General features: G+C 33.9%; 11 protein-coding genes. 10 read left to right on the top strand and 1 reads right to left on the bottom strand.

What is annotated here, in order from left to right; all coding sequences use genetic code 11:
* The first annotated feature begins 633 nt into the window (after positions 1–633).
* From GMC_RS0103460 to GMC_RS0103505, 10 genes are all read left to right on the top strand, one after another.
* Positions 634–1,416 carry a TonB-dependent receptor plug domain-containing protein gene (locus GMC_RS0103460; protein WP_010520825.1) on the top strand — a complete coding sequence of 261 codons (783 nt, stop codon included), beginning with the start codon at positions 634–636 and terminating at the stop codon, positions 1,414–1,416.
* Complete coding sequence (locus tag GMC_RS0103465; protein WP_010520826.1) at positions 1,413–3,884, top strand: SusC/RagA family TonB-linked outer membrane protein; 2,472 nt, start codon at positions 1,413–1,415, stop codon at positions 3,882–3,884. The genes GMC_RS0103460 and GMC_RS0103465 overlap by 4 nt, the downstream gene beginning before the upstream one ends.
* Positions 3,885–3,893: 9 nt before the next feature.
* Positions 3,894–5,678, top strand: a complete 1,785-nt coding sequence (locus GMC_RS0103470; RefSeq protein ID WP_010520827.1) for a RagB/SusD family nutrient uptake outer membrane protein — start codon at positions 3,894–3,896, stop codon at positions 5,676–5,678.
* A 166-nt stretch (positions 5,679–5,844) separates the two neighbouring features.
* Entirely contained in the window at positions 5,845–9,072 is a 3,228-nt protein-coding gene (locus GMC_RS0103475; RefSeq protein WP_010520828.1) for a VCBS repeat-containing protein, read from the top strand.
* A gap of 160 nt (positions 9,073–9,232) precedes the next feature.
* Complete coding sequence (locus tag GMC_RS0103480; protein ID WP_238527912.1) at positions 9,233–10,219, top strand: GntR family transcriptional regulator; 987 nt, start codon at positions 9,233–9,235, stop codon at positions 10,217–10,219.
* A gap of 368 nt (positions 10,220–10,587) precedes the next feature.
* Positions 10,588–13,614, top strand: a complete 3,027-nt coding sequence (locus GMC_RS0103485) for a SusC/RagA family TonB-linked outer membrane protein (protein ID WP_010520830.1) — start codon at positions 10,588–10,590, stop codon at positions 13,612–13,614.
* A gap of 11 nt (positions 13,615–13,625) precedes the next feature.
* Positions 13,626–15,212, top strand: coding sequence for a RagB/SusD family nutrient uptake outer membrane protein (locus GMC_RS0103490; RefSeq protein ID WP_010520831.1), 1,587 nt, complete (start codon positions 13,626–13,628; stop codon positions 15,210–15,212).
* Between the two features lie 308 nt (positions 15,213–15,520).
* Complete coding sequence (locus GMC_RS0103495; protein ID WP_010520832.1) at positions 15,521–17,287, top strand: glycoside hydrolase family 36 protein; 1,767 nt, start codon at positions 15,521–15,523, stop codon at positions 17,285–17,287.
* A 1-nt stretch (position 17,288) separates the two neighbouring features.
* Positions 17,289–20,468, top strand: a complete 3,180-nt coding sequence (glpK, locus tag GMC_RS0103500) for a glycerol kinase GlpK (protein WP_010520833.1) — start codon at positions 17,289–17,291, stop codon at positions 20,466–20,468.
* A gap of 384 nt (positions 20,469–20,852) precedes the next feature.
* Entirely contained in the window at positions 20,853–22,499 is a 1,647-nt protein-coding gene (locus GMC_RS0103505; protein ID WP_010520834.1) for a solute:sodium symporter family transporter, read from the top strand.
* Between the two features lie 157 nt (positions 22,500–22,656).
* On the opposite strand, the gene GMC_RS20490 is transcribed toward GMC_RS0103505, so the two are convergent.
* On the bottom strand, positions 22,657–24,067 hold a 1,411-nt coding region (locus GMC_RS20490), incomplete at its 5' end, for a hypothetical protein (RefSeq protein WP_010520835.1).

A 24,067-nucleotide genomic window follows, 5' to 3' on the forward strand; every position in this document is an offset into this window, starting at 1 on the left:
ATTTTTTCTATGACTATCGCAACTGTAATTTAATGTGAAATTTAATCAGTTAATGGCGCTAAATCATCCTTTTTGCACCAATTGTTAAACTATGTTCGTAAACTTTTGCATCGTTTTTTGTTAAAATAGGATGTATAATAAATCAAAAAACAGATTTTTTTCAATTTTCTTTAGTTTTTGTTAAAATATTATTCACAATTTAGGGGTATTGTGTTGTTGTTCGGTAAAATAGATGAAGTGTTTAAAAAATAGGTTGAACAGAAGTGTTGAAAATATGTAAAGTTTAGTTATTGATTGTCAGGTTTTTAAATTCATCTAGTAATAAATTAATGGTGAATATTAAAAAAACAGCGTAAGAATAGTACATCTGAGTGTTTTGCGTAATTAATTTTTAATTTGAAAGAAGCATTAGTCTTTTTTAATAAGGTTTCTTTTTTGTAAGATAAAACTGTAAAAATTAATTAGTGTCTTACCGATTAAATATGTTTTTTTTGCAAATTCCTCAAATAAACGAAAACATTATAGTTAAATATTTAAAAAATTTTTGAATTTTTTAAAGTATCAATAATTTGTGGTTTTTAATATCTTGCATTTACAACGATATAGTAAAGCTAACACTTAACTAATTTAACTATGACAAAAAAAACTAACAAAAATTATTTTTTTGTAAAAAAACTCACGGTTTTTTTACTAACAACGTTAATGCCAATAGTTGTTTTTAGTAGTAAAACTACTAAAAGAGGTCTAGATTTTGACATTTTAGCAAACAAAACCATGGTAACAGAGGTTACGGGTGTAGTAACTGACAATGACGGACAACCATTGCCAGGAGCCACAGTGTTTATTAAAGGAACAAATAAAGGAACACAAACAGACTTTGATGGTAGATTTATATTGGATGTAAAAGATGGGGAAACTATTGCTATAACATATGTAGGATTTGAAACACAAGAGATTTTGTTTAATGGACAACAAACATTAAATGTAAGTTTACAAATTTCTACTGATGCGTTAACAGAAGTAGTAGTGGTAGGATATTCCAGTAAATCAACTAGAGATATTACAGGATCAGTAGAAGTAGTGGATGTTGAAGAATTACAAAAAACAGCACCACTATCTATAGAACAGGCTTTGCAAGGTCAAGCTTCAGGAGTTACCGTTGGTAATCAAGGAGGACCAGGAGGTACAGCAGCCGTTCGTATCCGAGGTTTTTCCTCATTAAATGGCGCAGATCCATTATATGTTATTGATGGTACACCAACTGGTAGTGGTATTAACGAAATTAATCCGTCAGATATAGAATCCATTCAAGTGCTTAAAGACGCTTCTTCTGCTGCAATTTACGGGAATAGAGCTGCAAATGGAGTTATTATAGTAACGACTAAAAAAGGGAAGAAAAACCAAAAACAAAATTGAGCATTACAAGTTGGTCTGGAGTTGATTATATCCCAAATGGAGTGCTACCTGATTTGGCATCACCACAAGAATTAGCGGATATTGAATTTACAAGACAAAGAACAATTAATAGGAATGATCCAAGTTTAAGTCCTTCGCACCCTCAATATGGAGGTGGGGCACAACCAGTACTACCAAATTTCATAATCCCGGCAGGTGCCAGTACAGCAGATTTATCAAATTATAGTTTGGAAAATCCGATATCACGAGCAAATAAAAGCGGTACAGATTGGTTCGATAATTATTTTAATTCTGCGCTTGTTCATAATACCAATATTGGTGTGTCTGGTGGATCTAAAGATTCTAATTATTATGCAGGTTTAGGAATTTTAGATCAAGATGGGGTTGGATTAGAAACCTATTATAGAAGGTATAATGCCAGATTAAATTCTGAATATTCAATTACTGACAAATTAAAAATAGGTCAAAATATAAATTTCACATACGCTCAATCAGTTCAATTTGAAGGAGAAGGCGATGACAGAAGTTTGGACAACGCTATAATAAATTTGTACAGAATTCATCCACTTATACCAGTTAGAGATGTTTTTGGAGGTTTTTCAGGGACAAAAGCTAGTAATCTTGGAACTGGTAAAAATCCAATAGCCACAGCAATAAATAATAGAGATAATAGAGATAATAGATTTAGAACTACAGGTAACTTTTTTGCTTCATATGAGTTAATTGATGGTCTTACCGCAAAAACAAATTTGGGTATTGATTATTTAACTTCTGAAAAAAGAATCTTTAAGCCAAGGCGATTGTTCGATGAAACAGTTAAAGTGGGTAATGATTTAACAGAAAGGGTTTTTACTAATACAAATTTAACTTGGTTTAATACATTGACCTATGATAAATTATTTGCAGATAAGCATAAAGTAACCGCCTTGTTGGGTAGTGAATTGGTGAAAATAAGAAATAAAGATTTGCAAGTAATTGGACAAAATTTACTTTCGGATGAAGATGTCGATTCTCAGTTTATCGATACTGCGGATACGACGAATGGTTCTGGTGGAGGACTGCGGTCTGCATTGTTTTCAGTTTTTGGAAAAATAGATTATAAATTTGATGATAGGTATTTGTTATCAGCTACTATAAGACGAGATGCTTCTAGCAAATTTGGGGTTAACAATAGTGATTTGAGAGTAGGTTACTTCCCTTCTTTTAGTGCAGGCTGGCGTGTGTCCAGTGAAAGCTTTTTAGCTGATTCAAATGTAGTTACAAATTTATTGTTAAAATTTGGTTATGGAGAAATAGGAAATGATGGAATACCAGATGGTTTAGATCAAAATAGAAGCGGATTGAGTCCTGAATTTGATTTTTATCCTGTTTCGGGAACTTCAACAAGAGGGTTTTCTTTAATTAGCAAAGGGAATCCTGATATTACTTGGGAAACTAAAAAAACAGCAAATGTCGGTTTTGACTTAACGTTATTAAATAAAATTGATATTGGGTTTGAGTATTATGCTTCGACAACTGAAGACGTTTTGGCAATTTTTCAGCTTGATGCAACTGTTTTTGGTCAAAATAATAGAATTGCTGCTAATTCTGGAGAAGTAACAAACAGAGGATTTGATTTAAATTTAGGCTTTAATCATACTACGAGCGGAGGTTTTTCTTATAGAATTGGAGCCAATGTTTCAGCATATAAAAATGAAGTTGAATTTATTGATCCAGATAATGATGAGGCACAAATTTTTGGAACAGACTACGCGTTTTCTATTGGACAAATTAACAATACAAAAAAGGGAGAACCTATTGGATCATTTTTTGGATTTGGATTTGAAGGAGTAGATGCTGAAGGGAATCCAATTTTTGAAAATTTTAGTGGAGATGTCGATGATGAAGGAAATCCAATTATAAATGGGGATGACCGTCAATTTATTGGAAATCCTCACCCAGATTTTACTTACGGAATTAACTTTAGTGCGGATTACAAAAACTTTGATTTATCACTTTTCTTGCAAGGATCACAAGGAAATGAAATTTATAATTTGACAAAAGTTTTTACTGATACAGGAATTTTCGATGGCTCTAAGAGTAGGGATTACGTTAGTGCTTGGACACCTAATGCAGCTGGAATAAGCACACAGGGTCTCGGTATTAGTAGGTTGGGTACGCAGCCATCATCTTTTTTTGTAGAAGACGGATCTTATTTAAGATTGAAAAATGTTCAATTAGGATATACATTACCAGCAGCATTTACAGATAATTTAAAATTAGAACGACTTCGAATTTATGTTCAGGCTAAAAATTTATTGACATTTACTGATTACTCAGGTTTAGATCCTGAAGTTTCAGTAAAAAACTTTAATAATAATGCTGATTTTAGAAACACAACTAGTAATAATTTAAGGTCATTAGGTGTAGATAGTGGTACGTATCCAATTTCTAGATCACTGATATTTGGAATTAATCTAACTCTTTAAAAAATTGTTATGAAAAAAATAGGAATAATGCTTTTGATGGTCAGTCTTTTTTTTGGCTGCGAAAATGAATTAAATATAAAACCTCAAGGTTCAATAACTGATGATTTGTTAGAAAGTGATTCAAGTGTATTGGAAGGTTTTGTTATTGCAGCTTATGCAGTTTTAGATGGGAACCTGGATAATGCAGATGTTTGGAGAGCATCAGCATCCAATTGGGTGTATGGAGAAGTTACTAGTGATAATGCGTATAAAGGAAGTGAGCCTAATGATGCCCAGGAGATTAATCAATTTGAATCTTATGAGCCTAAAGTCACCAATTCATTTTTAAACGTAAAGTGGCGCGCTGTTTACGAAGGTGTATTTAGAGCTAATCAAGCAATCCAAAGGGTGAATAGCTCTTTTACTAATGGTAATATTGATAGTGATACCAATGATAACTTTACAGGTGAAGCGCTATTTTTAAGGGGGCACTATCATTTCGAAGCAAAAAAGATGTGGAACAAGATCCCTTATATTGATGAGAATGCCGTAGAAAGTGTTCCAAACCGAGTGGATGTTTGGGATGACATTGAAGGAGACTTTGAAAGAGCTATTGAGCTATTACCAGAGTCAAACAAGGTGGGAAGAGCCAATAGTTGGATGGCCAAAACTTATTTAGCAAAAGCACATATGTATCAATTGGATTACGATGCAGCAAAACCAATTTTAGATGATGTGATTAATAATGGTCCGTATGAATTAACAGCACTCTTTAGCGATAATTTCAATGCTGAAAAAAATAACAATTCTGAAAGTATTTTTGCAGTTCAATTCAACGTAAATGATAATTCAGAAAACGATAGTAACGGCCGATGGGGTGATATTTTAAATTTCCCACAAACTGGTGAAGCTGGAGGGGGATGTTGTGGTTTTTTTCAGCCTTCTCAAAATTTAGTGAATGCGTTTAAAACAGACGCTACAGGGCTACCATTATTGGATGATTTTAACGAAGTTGATGTAACAAGTGAAGAACAGCAATTTAATAAATTCCGATCCGAAAACCCAAATTTTGAAGATAACGATAGTGACCGAGCAAGTTATGATGTAACCTTTGTTCCTGAACAAGGTACCGTTGATCCTCGACTAGACAGAACTGTTGGAAGAAGAGGAATAGACTATCAAGGATTTGGGATTCATAAAGGGAGAAGCTGGATTAGAGATATGTCAAATGGAGGGTCTTTTTTACCGCGTAAAAATGTACACATGCAAAGTCAGCTTCAGACACAAACTACTACCGGAGCTGCATGGGCACCAAACTTAAATCAACTAAATTATGTTGTTATCCGCTTTGCAGAGGTACTGTTATGGAGAGCAGAAATTGCAGCTGCCGAAGCTGATTTAGCTACAGCAGTTGAATTAGTTGATATGGTGAGAGCTAGAGCTGCCAACGAAGAAGATTTTGTAACTCAAGTTGATAGTGAAACTGAGGCGGTAACTCCTGCGGCAAATTATTTAATTTCAGAATATGGAACGTTTACAAGTCAAGAGCAAGCAATGAAAGCCGTAGCACATGAACAGCGTATTGAATTGGCTATGGAAGGACATCGCTTTTTTGAAATAGTACGCCAAGATAAATTGATAGAAGTTTTAGGAGAATATTTAAACGATGAACGATTAAAATTTTCTGATACAGAATTGAAATCTTTTGTTAAAAGACAGCATCTGAATAACGTGGAAATTTCTGTTGATGATGAATATTTTCCTATACCTCAAAGGGTTATAGATGAATCTAATGGTGTTATAACTCCTAACTAATGAATTAAATATAATATAAAGGCCATTTAAAAGTCTCAAGTATGTATTTGCTTGAGGCTTTTAGTTTCTATATTTATATAAAATAAATACTAAATTGAAACAAATTCTTCAACCACATAAATTACTTGTTCTCTTGCTATTTGCGATCTTACTTTCTTGCGAAAGCTTGAAAAAAAAGCAGCAACAGTTCAGCCAACTAGCACCCAATACAACAGGTATTAAATTTAAAAATACGCTTACAGAAACAGATTCATTAAATTACTTTACCTATTCGTATTTGTATATGGGAGGCGGAGTTGCCGTTGGTGATATAAATAATGATGGTTTAGATGATTTATTTTTTACAGGCAATCAGGTAGCTAATAGGTTGTATATAAACAAGGGAAACTTAGAGTTTACTGATATAACCGAAAAAGCAGGAGTTGGTGGGAGTAACAAATGGTATACTGGAGTGACCATTGCGGATGTTAATAATGATGGTTTTTTAGATATTTATACTTGTGTAGCAGGTAAAAGTGGAGATAAAAAAAATGAACTTTATATTAATAATAAAGATAACACATTTACTGAAAGCGCAGAAAAATATGGATTGGCAAATAAAGGAAACAGTGTGCAAGCCTCTTTTTTTGATTACGATAAAGATGGAGATTTGGATGTATATATAGCCAACTACCCGCCAAGTCCTTTTAATGCATCCAACACCTATTACCGCTTCAAAATGCAAGACGTGAAAGATGTAGATAGCGATAAATTGTACCGAAATGATGGAGATACTTTTACGGATGTTAGCAAACAAGCAGGAGTAGCATCTTTTGGTTTAAGTTTGAGTGTTACTGTTGCTGATGTAAATAATGATGGTTGGCCCGATATTTACGTTTCAAATGATTTTGCAACACCTGATTATTTATACATTAATAATCAAGATGGTACATTTTCTGAACAAATAAAAAAAGCAACAAAACAAACATCATTTTATGGGATGGGCGTAGATATTGCCGATTATAATAATGATGGACTTTTAGATATTTTGCAAGTAGACATGTCTGCTCAAAATAATAGACGCTCCAAAGCGAATATGGCTAGTATGAATCCGGCATTGTTTTGGAGTACTGTAAACTCTGGTTTTGGTTACCAATATATGCAAAACAGTTTGCAATTAAATAGAGGAAATGTTCAAAAAGATACGGCTATTCCTCATTTTAGTAATACGTCTCGTGTAGCAGGAATTTCATCAACAGATTGGAGTTGGGGTCCTTTATTTGCTGATTTTGATAATGATGGATGGAAAGATATTTTTATCTCCAATGGAACAAGACGTGAAATTAACAATAGAGATTATTTTGCGAAATTATCAAAATCGAAAAATAAAAAAGATAGCTTGTTACAAAAAGCAATGGCTATCCCTTCAGAAAAAATTGAAAATTTTATTTTGAAAAATAATAAAGACTTATCATTTAGTAAAATGAATACCGAATGGGGAGTTACTTATTCTGGTTTTTCAAATGGCTGTGCGTATAGTGATTTGGATAATGATGGTGATTTAGATATTGTAGTTAACAATATTGACGATTACGCCTCTGTTTTTGAAAATAATAATAAGGCAAAGAATAATTTTATATCAATAAGTTTTAAAGGAATAGCAAAAAATGAATTTGGCATAGGTGCCCGCGTAACTATAGTTACCGACTCCATAAAGCAAATCGGAGAATTAACACAAACTAGAGGTTTTCAATCAGCAGTAGCTCCAAAACTTCATTTTGGGGTAGCACAAGCAAAGCTTATTGATACTTTATACATTGATTGGCCAAATGGCAAACAAGAGGTTCGAACAAATATAAATACAAATCAACACCTTCAAATTAATTATGATGTTACGAATACTTCAGAAAATAGAGAGATAGTAAGTAATTCCTTAAATAAAATGTTCACTAGCTTTTTAAAGGATACAATTTTAAAACACAAGCACACAGAAAATCGATTTAATGATTTTAAGTTTCAAGTTTTACTGCCTCATAAACTATCTAATTTAGGTCCTGCGCTTGCGGTTGCTGATGTTAATGGGGACGGAAAAGAAGATATATTTGTTGGAGGGGCTAAAGATTTTTCAGGAAGTTTATATCTGCAAGGAGTCAAAGAATTTAAAAAAACTCAAGAGGAGTTATGGGAAAGTGAAAAAAAGTTTGAAGATATTAAAGCAGCATTTGTAGATATCGATAATGATGGTGACCAAGACTTGTATGTAGTAAGCGGAGGATATGAATTTTCAACAAAAAGTGAATTTATAAATGATCGTTTATATATCAATAATGGTGAAGGAAAATTTAAAAAAGATGAGGCTACTCTGTCTCAAACTTCTTTTAGTGGTGGGGCTGTAGCAATAGCAGATTTTGATAAAAACGGCTATCAGGACATTTTTGTCGGCGGTCGTTTAATGTCAGGGAATTATCCTAGTGCACCCGGTAGTGTATTGTTAACAAATAATAGTAAGACAAGCCAAGTTAAATTAAATGATTCCCAACAGGATTTATTTAAAGAATTAGGAATGGTAACTTCAGCGCAATGGTTTGATTATAATGGGGATTCTTGGTTAGATCTTGTTGTAGTAGGCGAATGGATGACACCACAGTTGTTTGAAAACAATAACGGTATTTTAAAAAATGTCACAGAAGCTGTGGGATTATCAAATTATCATGGTTGGTGGAATTCAGTAAAAGCTGCCGATTTTGATAATGATGGTGATATAGATTTTGTAGCGGGTAACTTAGGGTTAAATTACAAATATAAAGCTTCCAAGGAGCAAACATTTGATATGTATGTTAATGATTTTGATAAAAATGAAAAAAATGATATTGTATTAAGTTATTATAATGAAGGGGAGCAGTACCCGGTTAGGGGTAGGGAATGTTCAAGCCAACAAATTCCAACCATTAAACGTAAGTTCAAAAATTATGATTCCTTTTCTAAAGCAACAGTGTTGGATATTTATGGCAAAAAAAATATTGAAAACGCTTCTTATTATCAAGTAGAAACTTTTGCACATACTTATTTTGAAAATGTTTCAGGCAACTTTCAGCCACATCAGCTTCCTAGTCTATCTCAATTATCTTCGGTAAATCAAATATTAGTGGCTGATTATACCAATGATGGGTACAAAGATTTACTAATTGCAGGGAATTTGTATGAGGCAGAAGTGGAAACTCCAAGGAATGATGCTAGTATAGGTTTATTGTTAGAGAATGATAAAAAAGGAGGTTTTAATAGTGTAAATTCAAGGGACAGTGGTTTTTATACAACCGGAAATGTAAAAGATTTAAATACTATAAAAATGGATAATCAGGAATATATTATTTCAGTAAAAAATAATGATTATTTACAATTTATAAAACGTCATTAAAATTAATTTCAAGTTGAAAAAGCTGTTCATTTTCAACATAAATAAACCTTCAATTTTCTAGTTTAGTAATTAAAACCTAACTTCGTTTTTATAGAATTTCTTTTAAAAAGGTCTTTATTGTAAAGAAGTTATGTCTTCACTATTAAAAAAAATATACGATTTGCAGAATATTCATTCGGTGTCAAAACATGAGCAAATTGTTTTGGGTATTATTAATGCTATCGATACAAAAATCTTGAAGATAGGAGACAAATTACCTTCAATAAATGAAATGGTAGCTGATGTAGGCTATGCCCGAAAGACATTTGTAAAAGCCTATAATGAGTTGAAAGATCGTGGACTAGTAGAATCTAAAAGCTTAAAAGGATATTACATAATTAGCGATAAAACAAATGTTACTGTGCGAGTCGCATTAGTGTTATTTGCTTTTCATAGTTTTCAGGAAGATTTTTATAATACCTTCAGAAAAGAATTAGGAGCTAAATACCATATCGATATATTTTTTCACCACAATAATGTATCCTTACTAAAAACTATTCTTCAAAATATATCACGTAAGTATGGTATGTACATTGTAGCACCAATACAGCAAATTGAAGTAGCAGGTATGCTTAAAAAAATTGCAGCGGATAAATTATTACTTGTTGATCGTTATTTGAAAATGCCTAAGGAGTATTCCTATATTGCACAAGAATTTGAAGAAGTCACCTATCAAAAATTAGTAGAACTAAAGGATAACATTCAAAAACATGATCGTTTTGTATTGTTTTATAAAGAAAAATCTGACTATCCATCCGATATTTTAAAAGCTTTTAATCGTTTTGTGAATGAATATCAGATCAATGCCGAGGTGGTTCAAAGCTATGAGCCAAATACCTTAAAAAGAAATTCAGTGTATTTTTCAATTAGCGATACGCAATTATGGAAAGTTCTAAAAGATGCCCGTAATATGGAATATCGTTTAGGTAAGGACATTGGCATTTTAGCGCATGATGATAATATTATTAAAGAAATTGCCTTCGGAGGAATTTCCACTATTTCTACTGATTTTACTTATATGGCAAAAAAAGCCGCTCTCTTCGTAAAGGAGAAACATCCCATTCAGGAAATTGTCCCTACTTATTTGCGTCAACGTAATTCATTGTAAAACAATCATTTTTATTTAAAATTTAGATCAAAAATGAATTTAATTTAACCAACTGTAATAATCAGGCGTCTTAATTTTAATAAAATTTAAAAAACAAGCTGTTTTTTTCAAATCAAAGTATAAGTAGTTTAACTGATTTTACTACTCTCAATTTTTTTCTAGCACAATTGTATTTTTTTTAGTTAATATTAAATTTCTTCCCTGCCTTAATTGTATTTTTTTTAATTTTTATCGTTAAAAAATAATAAATTATTAATTTTAATATATTAATTTTAAATATTTATTAATTTTTTTGTTACTTTTACAAGTGGCATAGTGTATCATAGTACAATTTTATTAGCTAAAAGTATTAACTAAAAAACTAACAAATGAATTTAAAACTATATTCTAAAATCATAGGTTTTATATTTTTTGGGATTTTTTCCGCAAAGGCACAGCAATCTGTTTCAGGAGTTGTTAGTGATAAAAACTTTCCACTTCCGCAGGTAAATATTTCCATAGAGGGAACCACAAAAGGAACCACTACTGATTTTGATGGTAACTATACATTAAACAGTATTGAGGATGGGCAAAAAATTATATTCAGCTACATTGGTTATGCATCTCAGGAAGTCATTTTTTCGGGACAAAAAACAATTAATATAGTATTGGAGGAGGATACTGCTTCGTTAAGCGAAGTTATCATCGTAGGTTATGGTTCGCAAATAAAAAAGGATTTAACCTCGTCAATTTCTACATTAAAAGCCAAAGAAATTACGCAAACTGCCGTAGCAAGTAATCCCGTTACTGCCTTACAAGGTAGAGCCCCAGGGATACAGGTCGAAAGTTTTGGAGGACAACCAGGGGGTAGAGCAAATGTATTCATCCGAGGAGTAAATTCATTAAGTAATGCTTCACCGCTTTTTTTAGTTGATGGTTTGTTTGTTGATGATATGCAGTTTGTAAATCCAAATGACATCAAAAATATTTCTATTCTTAAAGATGCAGCGGCTGCAGCCATATATGGATCAAGAGCTGCAAATGGTGTAATACTTATTGAAACGAATCACGGTCGTCAAAATGGAGAAATTGAAGTAAAATTTACTTCAAGAATAGGAGTAGACACACCAAGTAAAAAATTAGATTTTATTAATGGACAACAATATACCGAATATTTAAATCAACGTTTTAGAAATGATCAAGACCCTGCATCAACCGATCCGGCGCCACAAGTAACTTGGAATGGTGTGAATACCGATTGGCAAGATCAAAATATATCTCCCGCTTTAGTTCAGGATTATGGCTTAACGGTATCAGGTGGAGGGGCGAATTCATCTCAATTTTTTTCATTCAACTATTTTGATCAGGATGGGATATTAGTGGGGTCTGGTTTTGAACGTATCAATCTTCGTTTTAATAGTAAATTTGATAAAAATAAATTTCATGTAACTCAATCAGTTGGTGTAGCTCAAGGAAAACTACAAGAAAATAATTGGTATGGATTTGATGGCACTACAGCTCCAACGGTAGCGGTACGAAATCCAAATAATGAAGGAGGTTTTGAAGCTCCATCAACCCAAGTTCAAGGTCCGGGTGGTGTAAATCAGTTTGCTTTAGCAACTTTAGAAGAAAATGAAACAACAACCAGAACCATTTTCGGAAACGTTAAATTAGAGTATGATATTACAGACTATTTAAGAGCAGGGGCAACCTTTGGGGTAGATTATCGTAATGTTAGAAATTTTCAATTTACGCCCACCTTTTTTCAAAGTTCCGTAGATGCCGTTCGTAATGTTAATGAACAAAATGACCTTACCGATTTTAGAACCGAAGAATTAAATTTTCAAGTAGAGCCTACACTTAATTTTAATAAAGATTTTGACAAGCATAAGGTGGGAGCGGTACTAGGATTTACTTATTTCGAAGAAAATATTGAAAGTGGCGGTATTTTTGGACAAAATACACCAGCAAACTCTATACAAGTTACAAGTGCATTGCCTTCAAGTGATCAATTGGTGCTTTTAGGCGAAGATAGTGAGGCTACATTAGTATCTTATTTTGGAAGAGTAAATTATAATTACAATAGCAAATATTTATTTTCGGCAACATTACGTAGAGATGCTACATCTCGTTTTGCAGAGGTTAATAGAGTAGGATATTTTCCTTCATTTTCAGCAGGATGGAATATTAGTAATGAAGCTTTTTGGAAATCTGAAGTTGTCAATTATTTAAAATTGAGAGCCTCTTATGGTGAATTAGGTTCATATCCAGATACCTTTTATCCAACACAAGATGTATTTCCGAATAATAGATCCAATACCTCATTCGGAGGAACAAACGCAACCGGCTTGGCTAGGTTAACCATTGCCGATCCTAATTTAATATGGGAAACAACGAAAACGTTTGATATTGGAGTTGATGCTTCTTTATTAGATAGCAGAATCAATTTTACTGCGGATTATTTTTCAAAAGATATTGAGGATGTTATTGTTGATATAAATTTAGCACCTAGCTTGGGCTTTGATTTACCCACCACACGTAATGCTGGTAATTTAATTAACCAAGGATTTGAATTTAGCCTTAATTACAAAAAGCGCGAAGGGGATTTTACATTTACGGCAGGAACAAACTTCTCATTTAATATCAAGAGTGAAGCTGGTGACATTCCCAATCCAATATTAGGACCCGAAATTGACGAAGATTTACGTAGGGTCAATCGAACTATTTCTAATCAACCCATAGGCGCTTTTTATGGGTTTATTGTAGAAGATAGAGTGAATCCTGATACAGGAGACTTTGTTAGAAGAGATATAAATAACGATGGAGCTATTAACGAAAATGACCTTACAGTAATTGGTGATCCAGTACCCGATTTTACCTATGGATTTACTTTTGATGCCGAATACAAAAATTTTGATTTAGGGTTGAATTTTGTAGGTGTACAAGGAAATGAAATTTATAATTTAAGTAGGTATTATAATATTTTATGGCAAGATGGAGGTAAACTTACCGAAGTGTTAAATTCATGGACACCTGATAATAGAATTACCAATATACCCCGTGCCACAGTAAGTGATGGAGCAGATAACAAAGCGCCTTCGTCATTTTTTGTAGAAGATGGTTCTTATTTTAGGCTAAAAACTCTGGAAATAGGCTATAATTTTAAAGATGGTATTTTAGGTAATGACATCATTAAAGATCTTCGATTATCATTTAATATTCAAAATGTATTTGTCCTTACAGATTACTCAGGCTACGATCCAGATGTTTCTTCAACCGACGGAGGTAGAGCAAGTTTAAATTCGGGAGTACCTGGAGTTCGAGTTCCTGTGAATCCATTACTGGGAAGAGGTTTAGATGCTAGAGCTTATCCCAATGCTCGAACTTTTACATTAGGTATTCAAGCTACATTTTAAAACAAAGAACTATGAAATCAATAAACATAAAAAAAATTAGAGTAGTAGTGTTCATAGGAATCCTATTATTTGGTTGTTCCGAAGATGTATTGGAAAAAGAAAATAATAATGCTACATCAAGTGCTAACTTTGGAGCTAATTTTGAGCAGATTGAAGCTGCTGTAAATGGAGCTTTTCATCCACTAACAACAGCATTTTGTTGGGGAAGAGTGTTGCATACTGGTGCGTTTTTACGCTCTGATGAATACAATGTATTTGAATTTGGATCAAATACAGCTATGGCTGGTCTTAAAGCTACACCAGCAGATCGTTGGGCATTAGAACCATGGCAACAAATGTATAAATCAATCGGGCGTTGTAATACCATAATTACTAGAGTTGATGCCAGTGCGGATAGTAATTTTGAAAGCTTACTTGGTCAAGCTTATTTTTTACGGGCATTTAATTACTGGCATTTACTGCATCTGTATGGAAATATTCCTCTTGTGCTTCAAGAGCCCGATTTGGATGCTTTACAACCTGGTCAAGTAGAACCTAATGTAGTAAGACAGACAATTATTGACGATTTAAGAAAAGCAGAAGCAATGCTTCCAAATCGATGGTCGGGAGATGATGCTGGGAGACCTACAAAGTGGTCGGCAATTGGATTATTAGGAAAAACGTATTTGTATAACAAAGAATGGGACAAGGCACGTATTGAATTTCAAAAAATAGTTGATGAAGGTAATTTCTCGCTACTACCAGCTGAAATGTTCGGTCAAAATTTTGGAATTGACAATGAAAATAACAACGAATCCTTATTTGAATTGCAATTTTTAGCTGTAGACTCTTTTATATGGGGAGTAGACATCTCAGGAACAGGAACACAAGGGAATTATCATATTGATTATGCGCCACCTACCAAATCACCAGATCGCGGACATGTCATTAATCCATGGCTAAGAGATTTATTTGAAAGCAATAATGATACCATCCGAAGAAATGAAACCTTGTTATATGATTATCCAAATGCTGTAAGTTATGGTGGGGTATCCTTTGAAGAAGATTTAAATACGGTAAGAAATGATGCCGATGGACAGCCCATTCAAACCGATGTTCAAATAGCTGAAGCGGCTGGTGTCGAGCCTATTTTTTCGAAAAAATATGCTGGTATGGATTTAGGATCTAGAGATGAAGTGAATTTTTTAGGGGCTAATGTTGGTAACAATTGGCGCGTTATTAGGTATTCCGATGTACTATTAATGCTAGCAGAAGCTTTAAATGAATTAAATAGAACGGCAGAGGCAGAGCCTTTAGTGAATCAAGTAAGAGCCCGAGCCAATATTGAGTTATTAAGTGGATTAAACAAGGATACAATGGCGCAAGCCATTATTGACGAGCGTGCTATGGAATTAGCAGGTGAAGGGCATCGTTTTCTTGATTTAGTTCGCTGGGATTTAGCTGACGAATTTTTAGGCACTCCTTCATTACACGGAGGTCCTAATCATCCAAAATCATTGGTAGGTGGATCATTTCAACCTAATAGAGATGAATTGATTTGGATTCCACTAGCCGAATTATCAGCAAATCCCAATATTAATCCCAACCCCGGATATTAGTTGTTTTGCAACATTATATCATAGTTTAGTTAGTTTGTGAACTAGGCAAGCCGTGAAAAGTTTGCTTAGTTCTATTTTATTTTCTTTGAAAATCATGCTTAAGTGAATATCAATTTTTTAGTTAGCCTAGTGCTCAAACGAAAATTGGAATTCCAAAAAAAATAAAATTTCATCGTAAATTAAGGTTTTTTTTATTTAGCGCATTAAGCAAATCAGTAACATTTAATAGGTAATTTATGAATATGTTTTTCCAGTTTTTCAAAAGCTTTAAATTCTCACTAAATAAAATATAATTTACAATCCAGCATATGGAAATAGATAGTACACATCACATTGATATTTTAAATACTTCCAACGCATTTGAGGTGACTACTAATTTGATTGAATCTTACGGAAGTATAGCTGTTTATGAGCTTCATTTTTTTTCAGATACCGTATTTGAACCAGAACAAACTACGTTTAAATGGAGGCTCCCAGCTATAAATGTTAAGGGAGTTTGGAAACCGACATCCGATTTTTCAAAAAGAATTATGGATGATTGGGAATTGGATCATTTGGAGGCGCGTATTTCTGTCGATTCCCCAGTGGTAGCTGTTTTTGGTCATAATGATGAAAACTGCGTCACCTTTGCATGTTCGGATGCCATTAATACTACTGAATTAAATGCTTTGTATAGAGAAGAAGACGATTGTATACATTGTCATATTTCTTTTTTTAAGGAAAAGCATCACCAAATAAAAAATTACAAAGTGCAATTAATCATTGACACTACCACGTATCATTTTTCCAATGCTTTGGATAAAATAAGTCAGTGGTGGAGCTCATTTAAACAACTTTCTCCAGTAATGGAAAGAAATGACATAGCTACTTTACCAGTATATTCTACCTGGTATCAATTTCATCAAGATTTGGATATTGAACGCTTGCTTGCTGAATCAAAAAAAGCGGTTAAACTCGGGTTTGGTGTGCTTATATTGGATGATGGTTGGCAAACTAACGATAGCAATAGAGGATATGATTATACCGGTGACTGGCAACCCGAACGCATTCCAAAAATGCGAAATTTTGTGGATAAGGTGCATCAAATAGGTATGAAACTGGCATTGTGGTACGCTGTTCCGTTTTGCGGGAAGAAATCCAGAGCGTTCCAAAAATTTAAAGGAATGCTTTTAGCAGAAGATCATCGTTGGGCACCTGTGTTTGATCCCCGATATCCAGAAGTCAGGACTCATTTGATAGGTATTTATGTAAAAGCACTTATGGAATGGGATTTGGACGGTTTTAAATTGGATTTTATAGACGAATTTAAAGTGTATACAAATACCATATTGACTAAAGAAAATGGTAGGGATTTCGCTTCGGTGAATTTAGCAGTCGATCGGTTGATGACAGATATTGTACAAGCTTTAAAAACCATAAAACCTAATTTAATTATTGAATTTAGACAAAAATATACGGGACCCGCTATGCGGAAATATGGAAATATGTTCAGGGCTTTTGATTGTCCTGGCGATTCAGTGATGAATAGGGTACGCATTGCGGATTTACGGATGCTATGTGGAGAAACTGCTGTGCATAGCGATATGTTTACCTATCATATTGATGCACTGGTAGCGCACAAAGCGTTGCAAGTTGTAAATACTCTTTTTGGGGTGCCGCAATTATCGGTATTGTTAGAAAAAGCAACTGTTGATGAATTGGCAATGATTTCTTTTTACATTAACTATTGGACACGTAATAAGGAGGTGTTACTCCAAGGGAAGTTTACGCCATTGAAACCCTTGGCAAATTATCCTATAATAAAATCGGAAACTGCAGTGCATTCAATAGTGGGAATTTATGATGATTACGTATTGCCAATTGAAAAAAATTCGGATCGTATTGATATCATAAACGGCAAATTAACTGAAGAAATTATATTAAATTATAACTCAATCCATGGTGCTTATTCATGCAAGGTGTATGATTGTATGGGAAACCTAACCAAACAATTTACCATACAAATGAATGAAGTTTTTAAGTATATTAATGTGCCGCCCTGTGGTTTAATTATTTGTTCAAAAATAACGACATAATATGAGTGAAAAATATATCATAGCTTTTGACCAGGGCACTACAAGTACGCGTGCAATCATTTTTGATGCAAAAGCTAAAATATGCGGTATTGCACAAAAGGAGCTTACACAAATATATCCTAAACAAGGCTGGGTAGAGCATGACCCTGAGGAAATTTTTCAGCATCAAAAACAGGTGTTTGAAGAGGTATTGGCTAAGTGTACTATTTCTGAAAATCAAATTTTAGCTATTGGTATTACAAATCAACGGGAAACTACAGTGGTTTGGGATAAAACCACAGGAAAACCTATATATAATGCTATTGTTTGGTTGGATAAACGTACTTCGGATATTTGTGATGACCTTAAAAAAAGAGGACTACAAACTTATATATCTGAAAATACAGGGCTAATTATTGATGCTTATTTTTCAGGAACCAAACTGAAATGGATTCTGGATAATGTGGATGGAGCAAAGGAAAAAGCAGCCAAAGGGGAGTTGTTATTTGGAACAATTGATACTTGGTTGATCTGGAAATTTACTAATGGACAAAAACATGTAACTGATCACACCAATGCCTCACGTACGCTGTTGTTCAATATCCATAATTTAGATTGGGATGCCAAAATGTTAAAGGTTCTGGGAGTGCCAAAATCGATGTTGCCCAAAGTGCAATGTTCTTCTTCAAATTTTGGGGCAGTGACTGTTAATAATATTCAAATTCCAATTTGCGGTGTGGCAGGTGATCAGCAAGCAGCTTTATTTGGGCAAGGTGGGTTCAAATCAGGCATAGCAAAAAATACCTACGGAACAGGGTGTTTTATGCTATTAAATACAGGTAAAAAAGCCTACCAGTCAAAAAATGGCTTGTTGACAACCTTGTGTTGTAGTTTGCCCGATAAAACTATAAAGTATGTATTGGAAGGGAGTGTGTTTGTAGCAGGAGCGTCAGTTAAATGGTTACGCGATGCTTTACAGGTAATTTCTAAAGCATCCGAAACCAGTGCTATTTGTTTGGAAACACCATCAACAAAAGGATTATACGTGGTGCCAGCTTTTGCAGGTTTGGGGGCTCCTTATTGGGATACGGATGCTAAAGGAGCTATTTATGGCTTGGGTTTGGAAACAGGGCGAAAAGAAATTATTAAAGCTACCATTGATGCTATTGCTTACCAGTCACGAGATGTGCTTGAAGCCATGGTTGAAGATAGTGGCAAATTAATGAGTGAACTTAAAGTTGATGGTGGAGCATCGGCAAATGATTATTTGATGCAATTTCAAGCTGATATTTTAAATATTAAAGTGAAAAGACCTGAAATGTTAGAGGTTACTGCATTAGGTGCTGCGTTTTTGGCAGGAATGAAAGCAGGGCTATGGTCTAAAAAGGAGTTGGTGTATTTGAACAAAGCGGATAAAAAATTTACACCTCAAATAACTGAATACGAGAGAACTGAAAAATATACAGGATGGAAACATGCGGTGGCTCGAACCAGAACTGAAAATATAAAAATGCTTGCCATACACGGGAATGAACCTATTCGATTTTCCGTATTGGATAGGCAACGTCAATTAAAACACGCCATGCATACTAAGTTTGATTTGGTGATTATTGGAGGGGGTGTAACTGGTGCGGGGATTGCATTAGATGCCGCTTCGCGCGGAATGAAGGTATGCCTGATTGAAAAGAACGATTTTGCCTCGGGAACTAGTAATAAATCGACAAAACTGATTCATGGCGGCTTACGCTACTTAAAACAAATGGAAATAGGTTTGGTGAAAGAGTCGGGGAGTGAGCGTGCCATTGTACATAAATTAGCACCGCATTTAGTAGTGCCTGAAAAAATGTTGTTGCCGCTTATTGAAGGAGGAACGTACGGTAAAATGATGACTGCCATTGGATTAAAAGTTTATGATTTTTTGGCCAATGTAGAAGACGTGGACAAACGTCAAATGTTAACTGCCGCAGAAACTTCAGAAAAAGAACCTTTATTAAACGATCGCAACCTTACGGGAGGTGGTTATTATGCGGAGTACCGTACCGATGATGCGCGTTTAACGGTGGAATTGCTAAAAAAAGCCGCTTATTACGGAGCTAGTATTATTAATTATTGCGAAATGAGTTCGTTTGATTACGATGAAGAAGGAAAAATAAAAAGTCTGGAATGTTTTGATTATAACTCCAAGGAAACGTTTAAAATTACTGCTCATAATTATGTATCTGCTGCTGGTCCTTGGGTTGATTTGTTGCGCCAAAAAGATCAATCTATGAATAATAAGCATTTGCATTTGACCAAAGGGGTGCATATTGTTTTTTCCAGAGAAAAATTTCCGTTAACACAATCCATTTATTTTGACGTGCCCGATGGACGAATGATTTTTGCCATACCCAGAGGAAGAGCAGTTTATGTAGGAACAACGGATACAAATTACAGTGCCAATTTAAACAGGGTGGTAGCCACTTTGGAAGATGCCAATTATTTATTAGATGCTACTAATAATATGTTTCCTGAGGTCAATTTAAAATTAGAAGATATTGAATCCAACTGGGCGGGTTTACGTCCTTTGATTCATGAAGACGGTAAAGATCCTTCGGAACTTTCGCGTAAGGATGAAATATTTCAATCTAAAACAGGATTGATTTCCATAGCTGGTGGCAAATTAACTGGATATCGAAAAATGGCGCAACGTGTCATTGACACCGTATTGAAAACAATGAGTACAAAAAAGCAAGAGAGTTTTACAAAGTCGTTTACTAAAAAAATAGCGCTAACAAGTGCGCCGTTAAAAAATTCCGATGAGGTTGAAGCATATACCAATCAAATTAATGTAAAATTAAAGGATTTAGGAATTACAGATCAGTACTGCGGCTGGTATTTGTCTACTACGTATGGAAAACAATCGGATATTATTATTGATAAGGTAAACTATTTTTTGAATGAGTCTATTGATGAACGATTGGTGAGGGCTGAGGTTTGGTACGGCGTTCATTTTGAAATGGTAAATAGTTTAGCAGATTTTTTTGTGCGCCGAACCGGCAGACTGTATTTTGATATTGATAGTGTACGTCAGTTTCGATCCATTGTACAGGAAGATTTAGTAAAGTATTTGAGTTGGAATAGCAAACGAGTTGAAAAAGAAAATGCGTATTTGGATATGCTGCTTCAAGATGCGGCTACTTTTTATAAGGATGAAATTGCATAAGATTACTTCATTTCCAATTAATGAATCTCATAAGTCTAGCTCTTTGTAGCTAATTGGTAGTTGTTTACACTTATTTATCAATAAATCAGTATATTAACATGTTATTTTTAAGAAAATAGCAATCTATTGGCAATAAAATTACAATTTCGTAATGTGATTGTATTTGCTGAAGCTATAGTTTTTGCGTGAAGGATTGCAATGAAAATCCCACAGCCCGACTCTGGAGGAGCGAGGAATTGTAATGGAAAGCCTGACCCTTGTGGTCACGCCCTCAATGAATGATTTATGAGCATTAAGTTTATGTGTATGTCATTTGTCGGTTTTTAAAAAATACTGAAGTGGTTTTTTAAAGAAATAATTGTTGAAAATTTAAACTGTTAATTTATGGGAATAATTTCGTTTGTAGGTTTTACATTTTTGGTTGCTGTAATTGCATGGTGGGCAACACGTGGTACTGATGAAAAATCAGCAAAAGGGTATTTTTTAGGGGGCAGAAGTTTGGGAGCTATTACCATTGCGGGGTCATTATTATTAACTAATCTTTCGGCCGAACAAATTGTGGGCTTAAACGGACAGGCATTTACTGAAGGTGTTTTAGTAATGGCGTGGGAAACGTTGGCTGCCATTGCTATGATTATAACGGCGGTGTTTTTGCTACCGAGTTACATGAAAGGGGGTATTACCACTATACCAGAATATGTGGAAAACAGGTTTGATCACCAAACAAAAGCGATACTTACGGTATTATTTTTAAGTGGATACGTGATTGTGATTATACCTTCGGTACTTTATTCGGGATCGTTGGCATTTAGTACCATGTTTGATATTCCCGAAATATTAGGGGTTTCGCAAATTAATGCGATCCGAATATGTTCATTAACTATTGGAACTATTGGTATTGTATACGCTATTTTTGGTGGATTAAAAGCGGTTGCAGTGTCGGACTTAATTAATGCTGTTGGGTTGCTTATTGGAGGAATGTTAATTCCTGTTTTTGGGCTTATGCTTATTGGGAATGGTAGTGTTACGGCAGGTTTAGATATTTTGTGGACATCAAACCCTGAAAAATTTATAGCGGCTGGCGCCGCGGATGCATCCATTCCTTTTGGTACTATTTTTACGGGAATGATGTTGGTACAAATGTTTTACTGGGGAACTAATCAAGCGATTTTGCAGCGTGTTTTTGGTGCAAAAAGTTTAAAAGAAGGGCAAAAAGGAATGATTTTGGCCGCTTTAATAAAGTTTTTGATTCCTGTAATTGTGGTGCTTCCGGGGATTATTGCTTGGCATGTGTTTGATGGAAATTTAGATAATCCTGACCAAGCGTATCCTTCATTAGTAAAAAAAGTGTTGCCAGCAGCGTTGGTTGGTTTTTATGCGGCGGTGTTATTTGGTGCGGTGTTAAGTTCCTTTAATAGTTTATTAAATAGTAGCGCCACATTGTTTGGTTTTGATTTATACAAACAATATTTTAATAAAAGTGCTACGGAACATCAAACAGTTAGAGCTGGTAAAATGTTTGGACTTGTTTTAGGTGTTGTCGGTATGCTTGTAGCGCCATTAATAGCAAATGCGCCTAAAGGGCTGTTTGCTTGGTTACAAGAAGCTAATGGATGTTATAGTATTCCTATACTAACGGTGGTTGTTATTGGTTTTTTTACAAAAAAGGTGCCTGCCATTGCAGCTAAAATAGGAGTTATTTCAGGGGTAGTTTTATATGCAATCAGTCAGTTTATAATTAAACCCAAAATGATTGCAGCGGCACTTGCCGAGGCAAAAGTAGTAGGCGTAACTGATCCTTCGGAATTGAGCTTGATTGAAGCGGGAGCTTACCCGCATTTTTTACATGTAATGGCAATTTTGTTTGTGCTTAATATAGGGATCATGCTAGTAATTGGAAAATTGTATCCAAGATCGGAAGCTTACATTGCACAGGAAACAAAAGAAGTGGATATCACGCCATGGAAATATGCGTTAGTTTCAGGAGCCTTTATTACAGTATTGGTGTTGAGTACTTATTTTATTTTTTAGAAGTATGTATTAATTTTTTGTTTATAAAGGCTGTACAAAGATACTTATACAGCCTTTATGACTATTGCTAGCTAACAATAATGCAAAAAAATCAAGTAGTTTTAAAGGAATATATCAATAAACTTACTAAGTTGAATTTAATACAAATTTTGAAACTTTATTCCATAGCAGTAAATGCTTGAGTTGCTAATTTACCTTTAGATAGTACGTTAACGTAATAAAACCCTTTTGGTAAATTAGAAAGATCTAATGTGGTTGTTTTTTTGTCTATAATAAACTCTTGAAATAGATTTAATTTTTGAGTAAGTAGTTGTACTTTATCAATTTGATAGTCACTTTTAATTTCTAAAAAATCATTGTTGTTACTTGTTTTGTACATTGAAAAAGATTTGTAATCAATATTTATTTTTTTATCAGCTATTAAAAAATTGTCATTTGATTGTGCAACCAAAGTATCCTTAGTAATATTTTTTACAATACTCTTACCATTTTTAATAACGCTATATTCTTTAGTTGTTAATTCGTTGCTAGTAATCGTTTTTTTGAAAGGCTTAGTTGTATGGCTAGCAATATTTAAAGAATCTTTAACAGGAGTGTTTGCAATATGAGTATTGTAAGAGGAATTGAGGTTTTCTGTTGTCAAAATAGTGTTAGTATCAATTTTTGTATTGGCAACTTCGTGACTATTGCTATCAGCAATATTTGGGATAACATTATTTGTATTTTGTTTTTCAACCACTACTTTTTTACTAACATTTTCAGAAAGTTTATCTGTAACTTTTTTAATAGTTTTTTTAGCAATTTCAGTATTATCAATAGGTTTTATCTTTTGTACAATTATTTTATCACCTGGATTATTATTTACATTAACACTATTTTTAGTTGTCTTATAAGCTAGACTTGAAGTATCTACTAATTTTTTTGACAATTTGTTTTCAGTAACAGCTGAATTTTTTTCATCACTTTTTTTATTTTTTTCTTTCTCAAAGTTGCTTACGTATTCTTCTGTCATTACAGGCGTATAAATTCTAATCCAATCAACTAAAAAAGTGTTCTTTTCAACATCTTTTAATTCTTTTTTTGATGGAGTTAATCCTTGCTTAGTTCTCCATGGTTGATCTTCGGCATCGATTATAATATCCATTTCCTTGTAAATTCCCTTTTTATTCGAAAAATTCATAGGGTCAATCATATCAAGACCTTTTACTACACGAACCATTTCACCGTTAATGTAATATTCCAAAGTTAAGGGGTCTTTCCAATAAACGCCAATTCGCACCCATTCTTTGTTCCAAATGGTATTGTTGTTTTCATACCAACTTCCTTCATCTTTTGGTTGGTAATCCTTAAAAGGATTCCTATTAAACATATGATGACTTAAATGAATGCGTTTAGCGTACCAGTCATTATTGACTTTATCAGAATCACCATAAGCTTCAATAATATCAATTTCCTGAGTATCATCAGGACTTAACATCCAAACGGCACAGGCTAGAGTTGTGTTACTTACTTTTACTTTTGTTTCCAAAAAAACAGGGTATTTAACACGTACTTTAGATGTTATTAAC

Source organism: Aquimarina agarivorans (genome assembly GCF_000218485.1).
Classification (GTDB): Bacteria; Bacteroidota; Bacteroidia; order Flavobacteriales; family Flavobacteriaceae; genus Aquimarina; species Aquimarina agarivorans.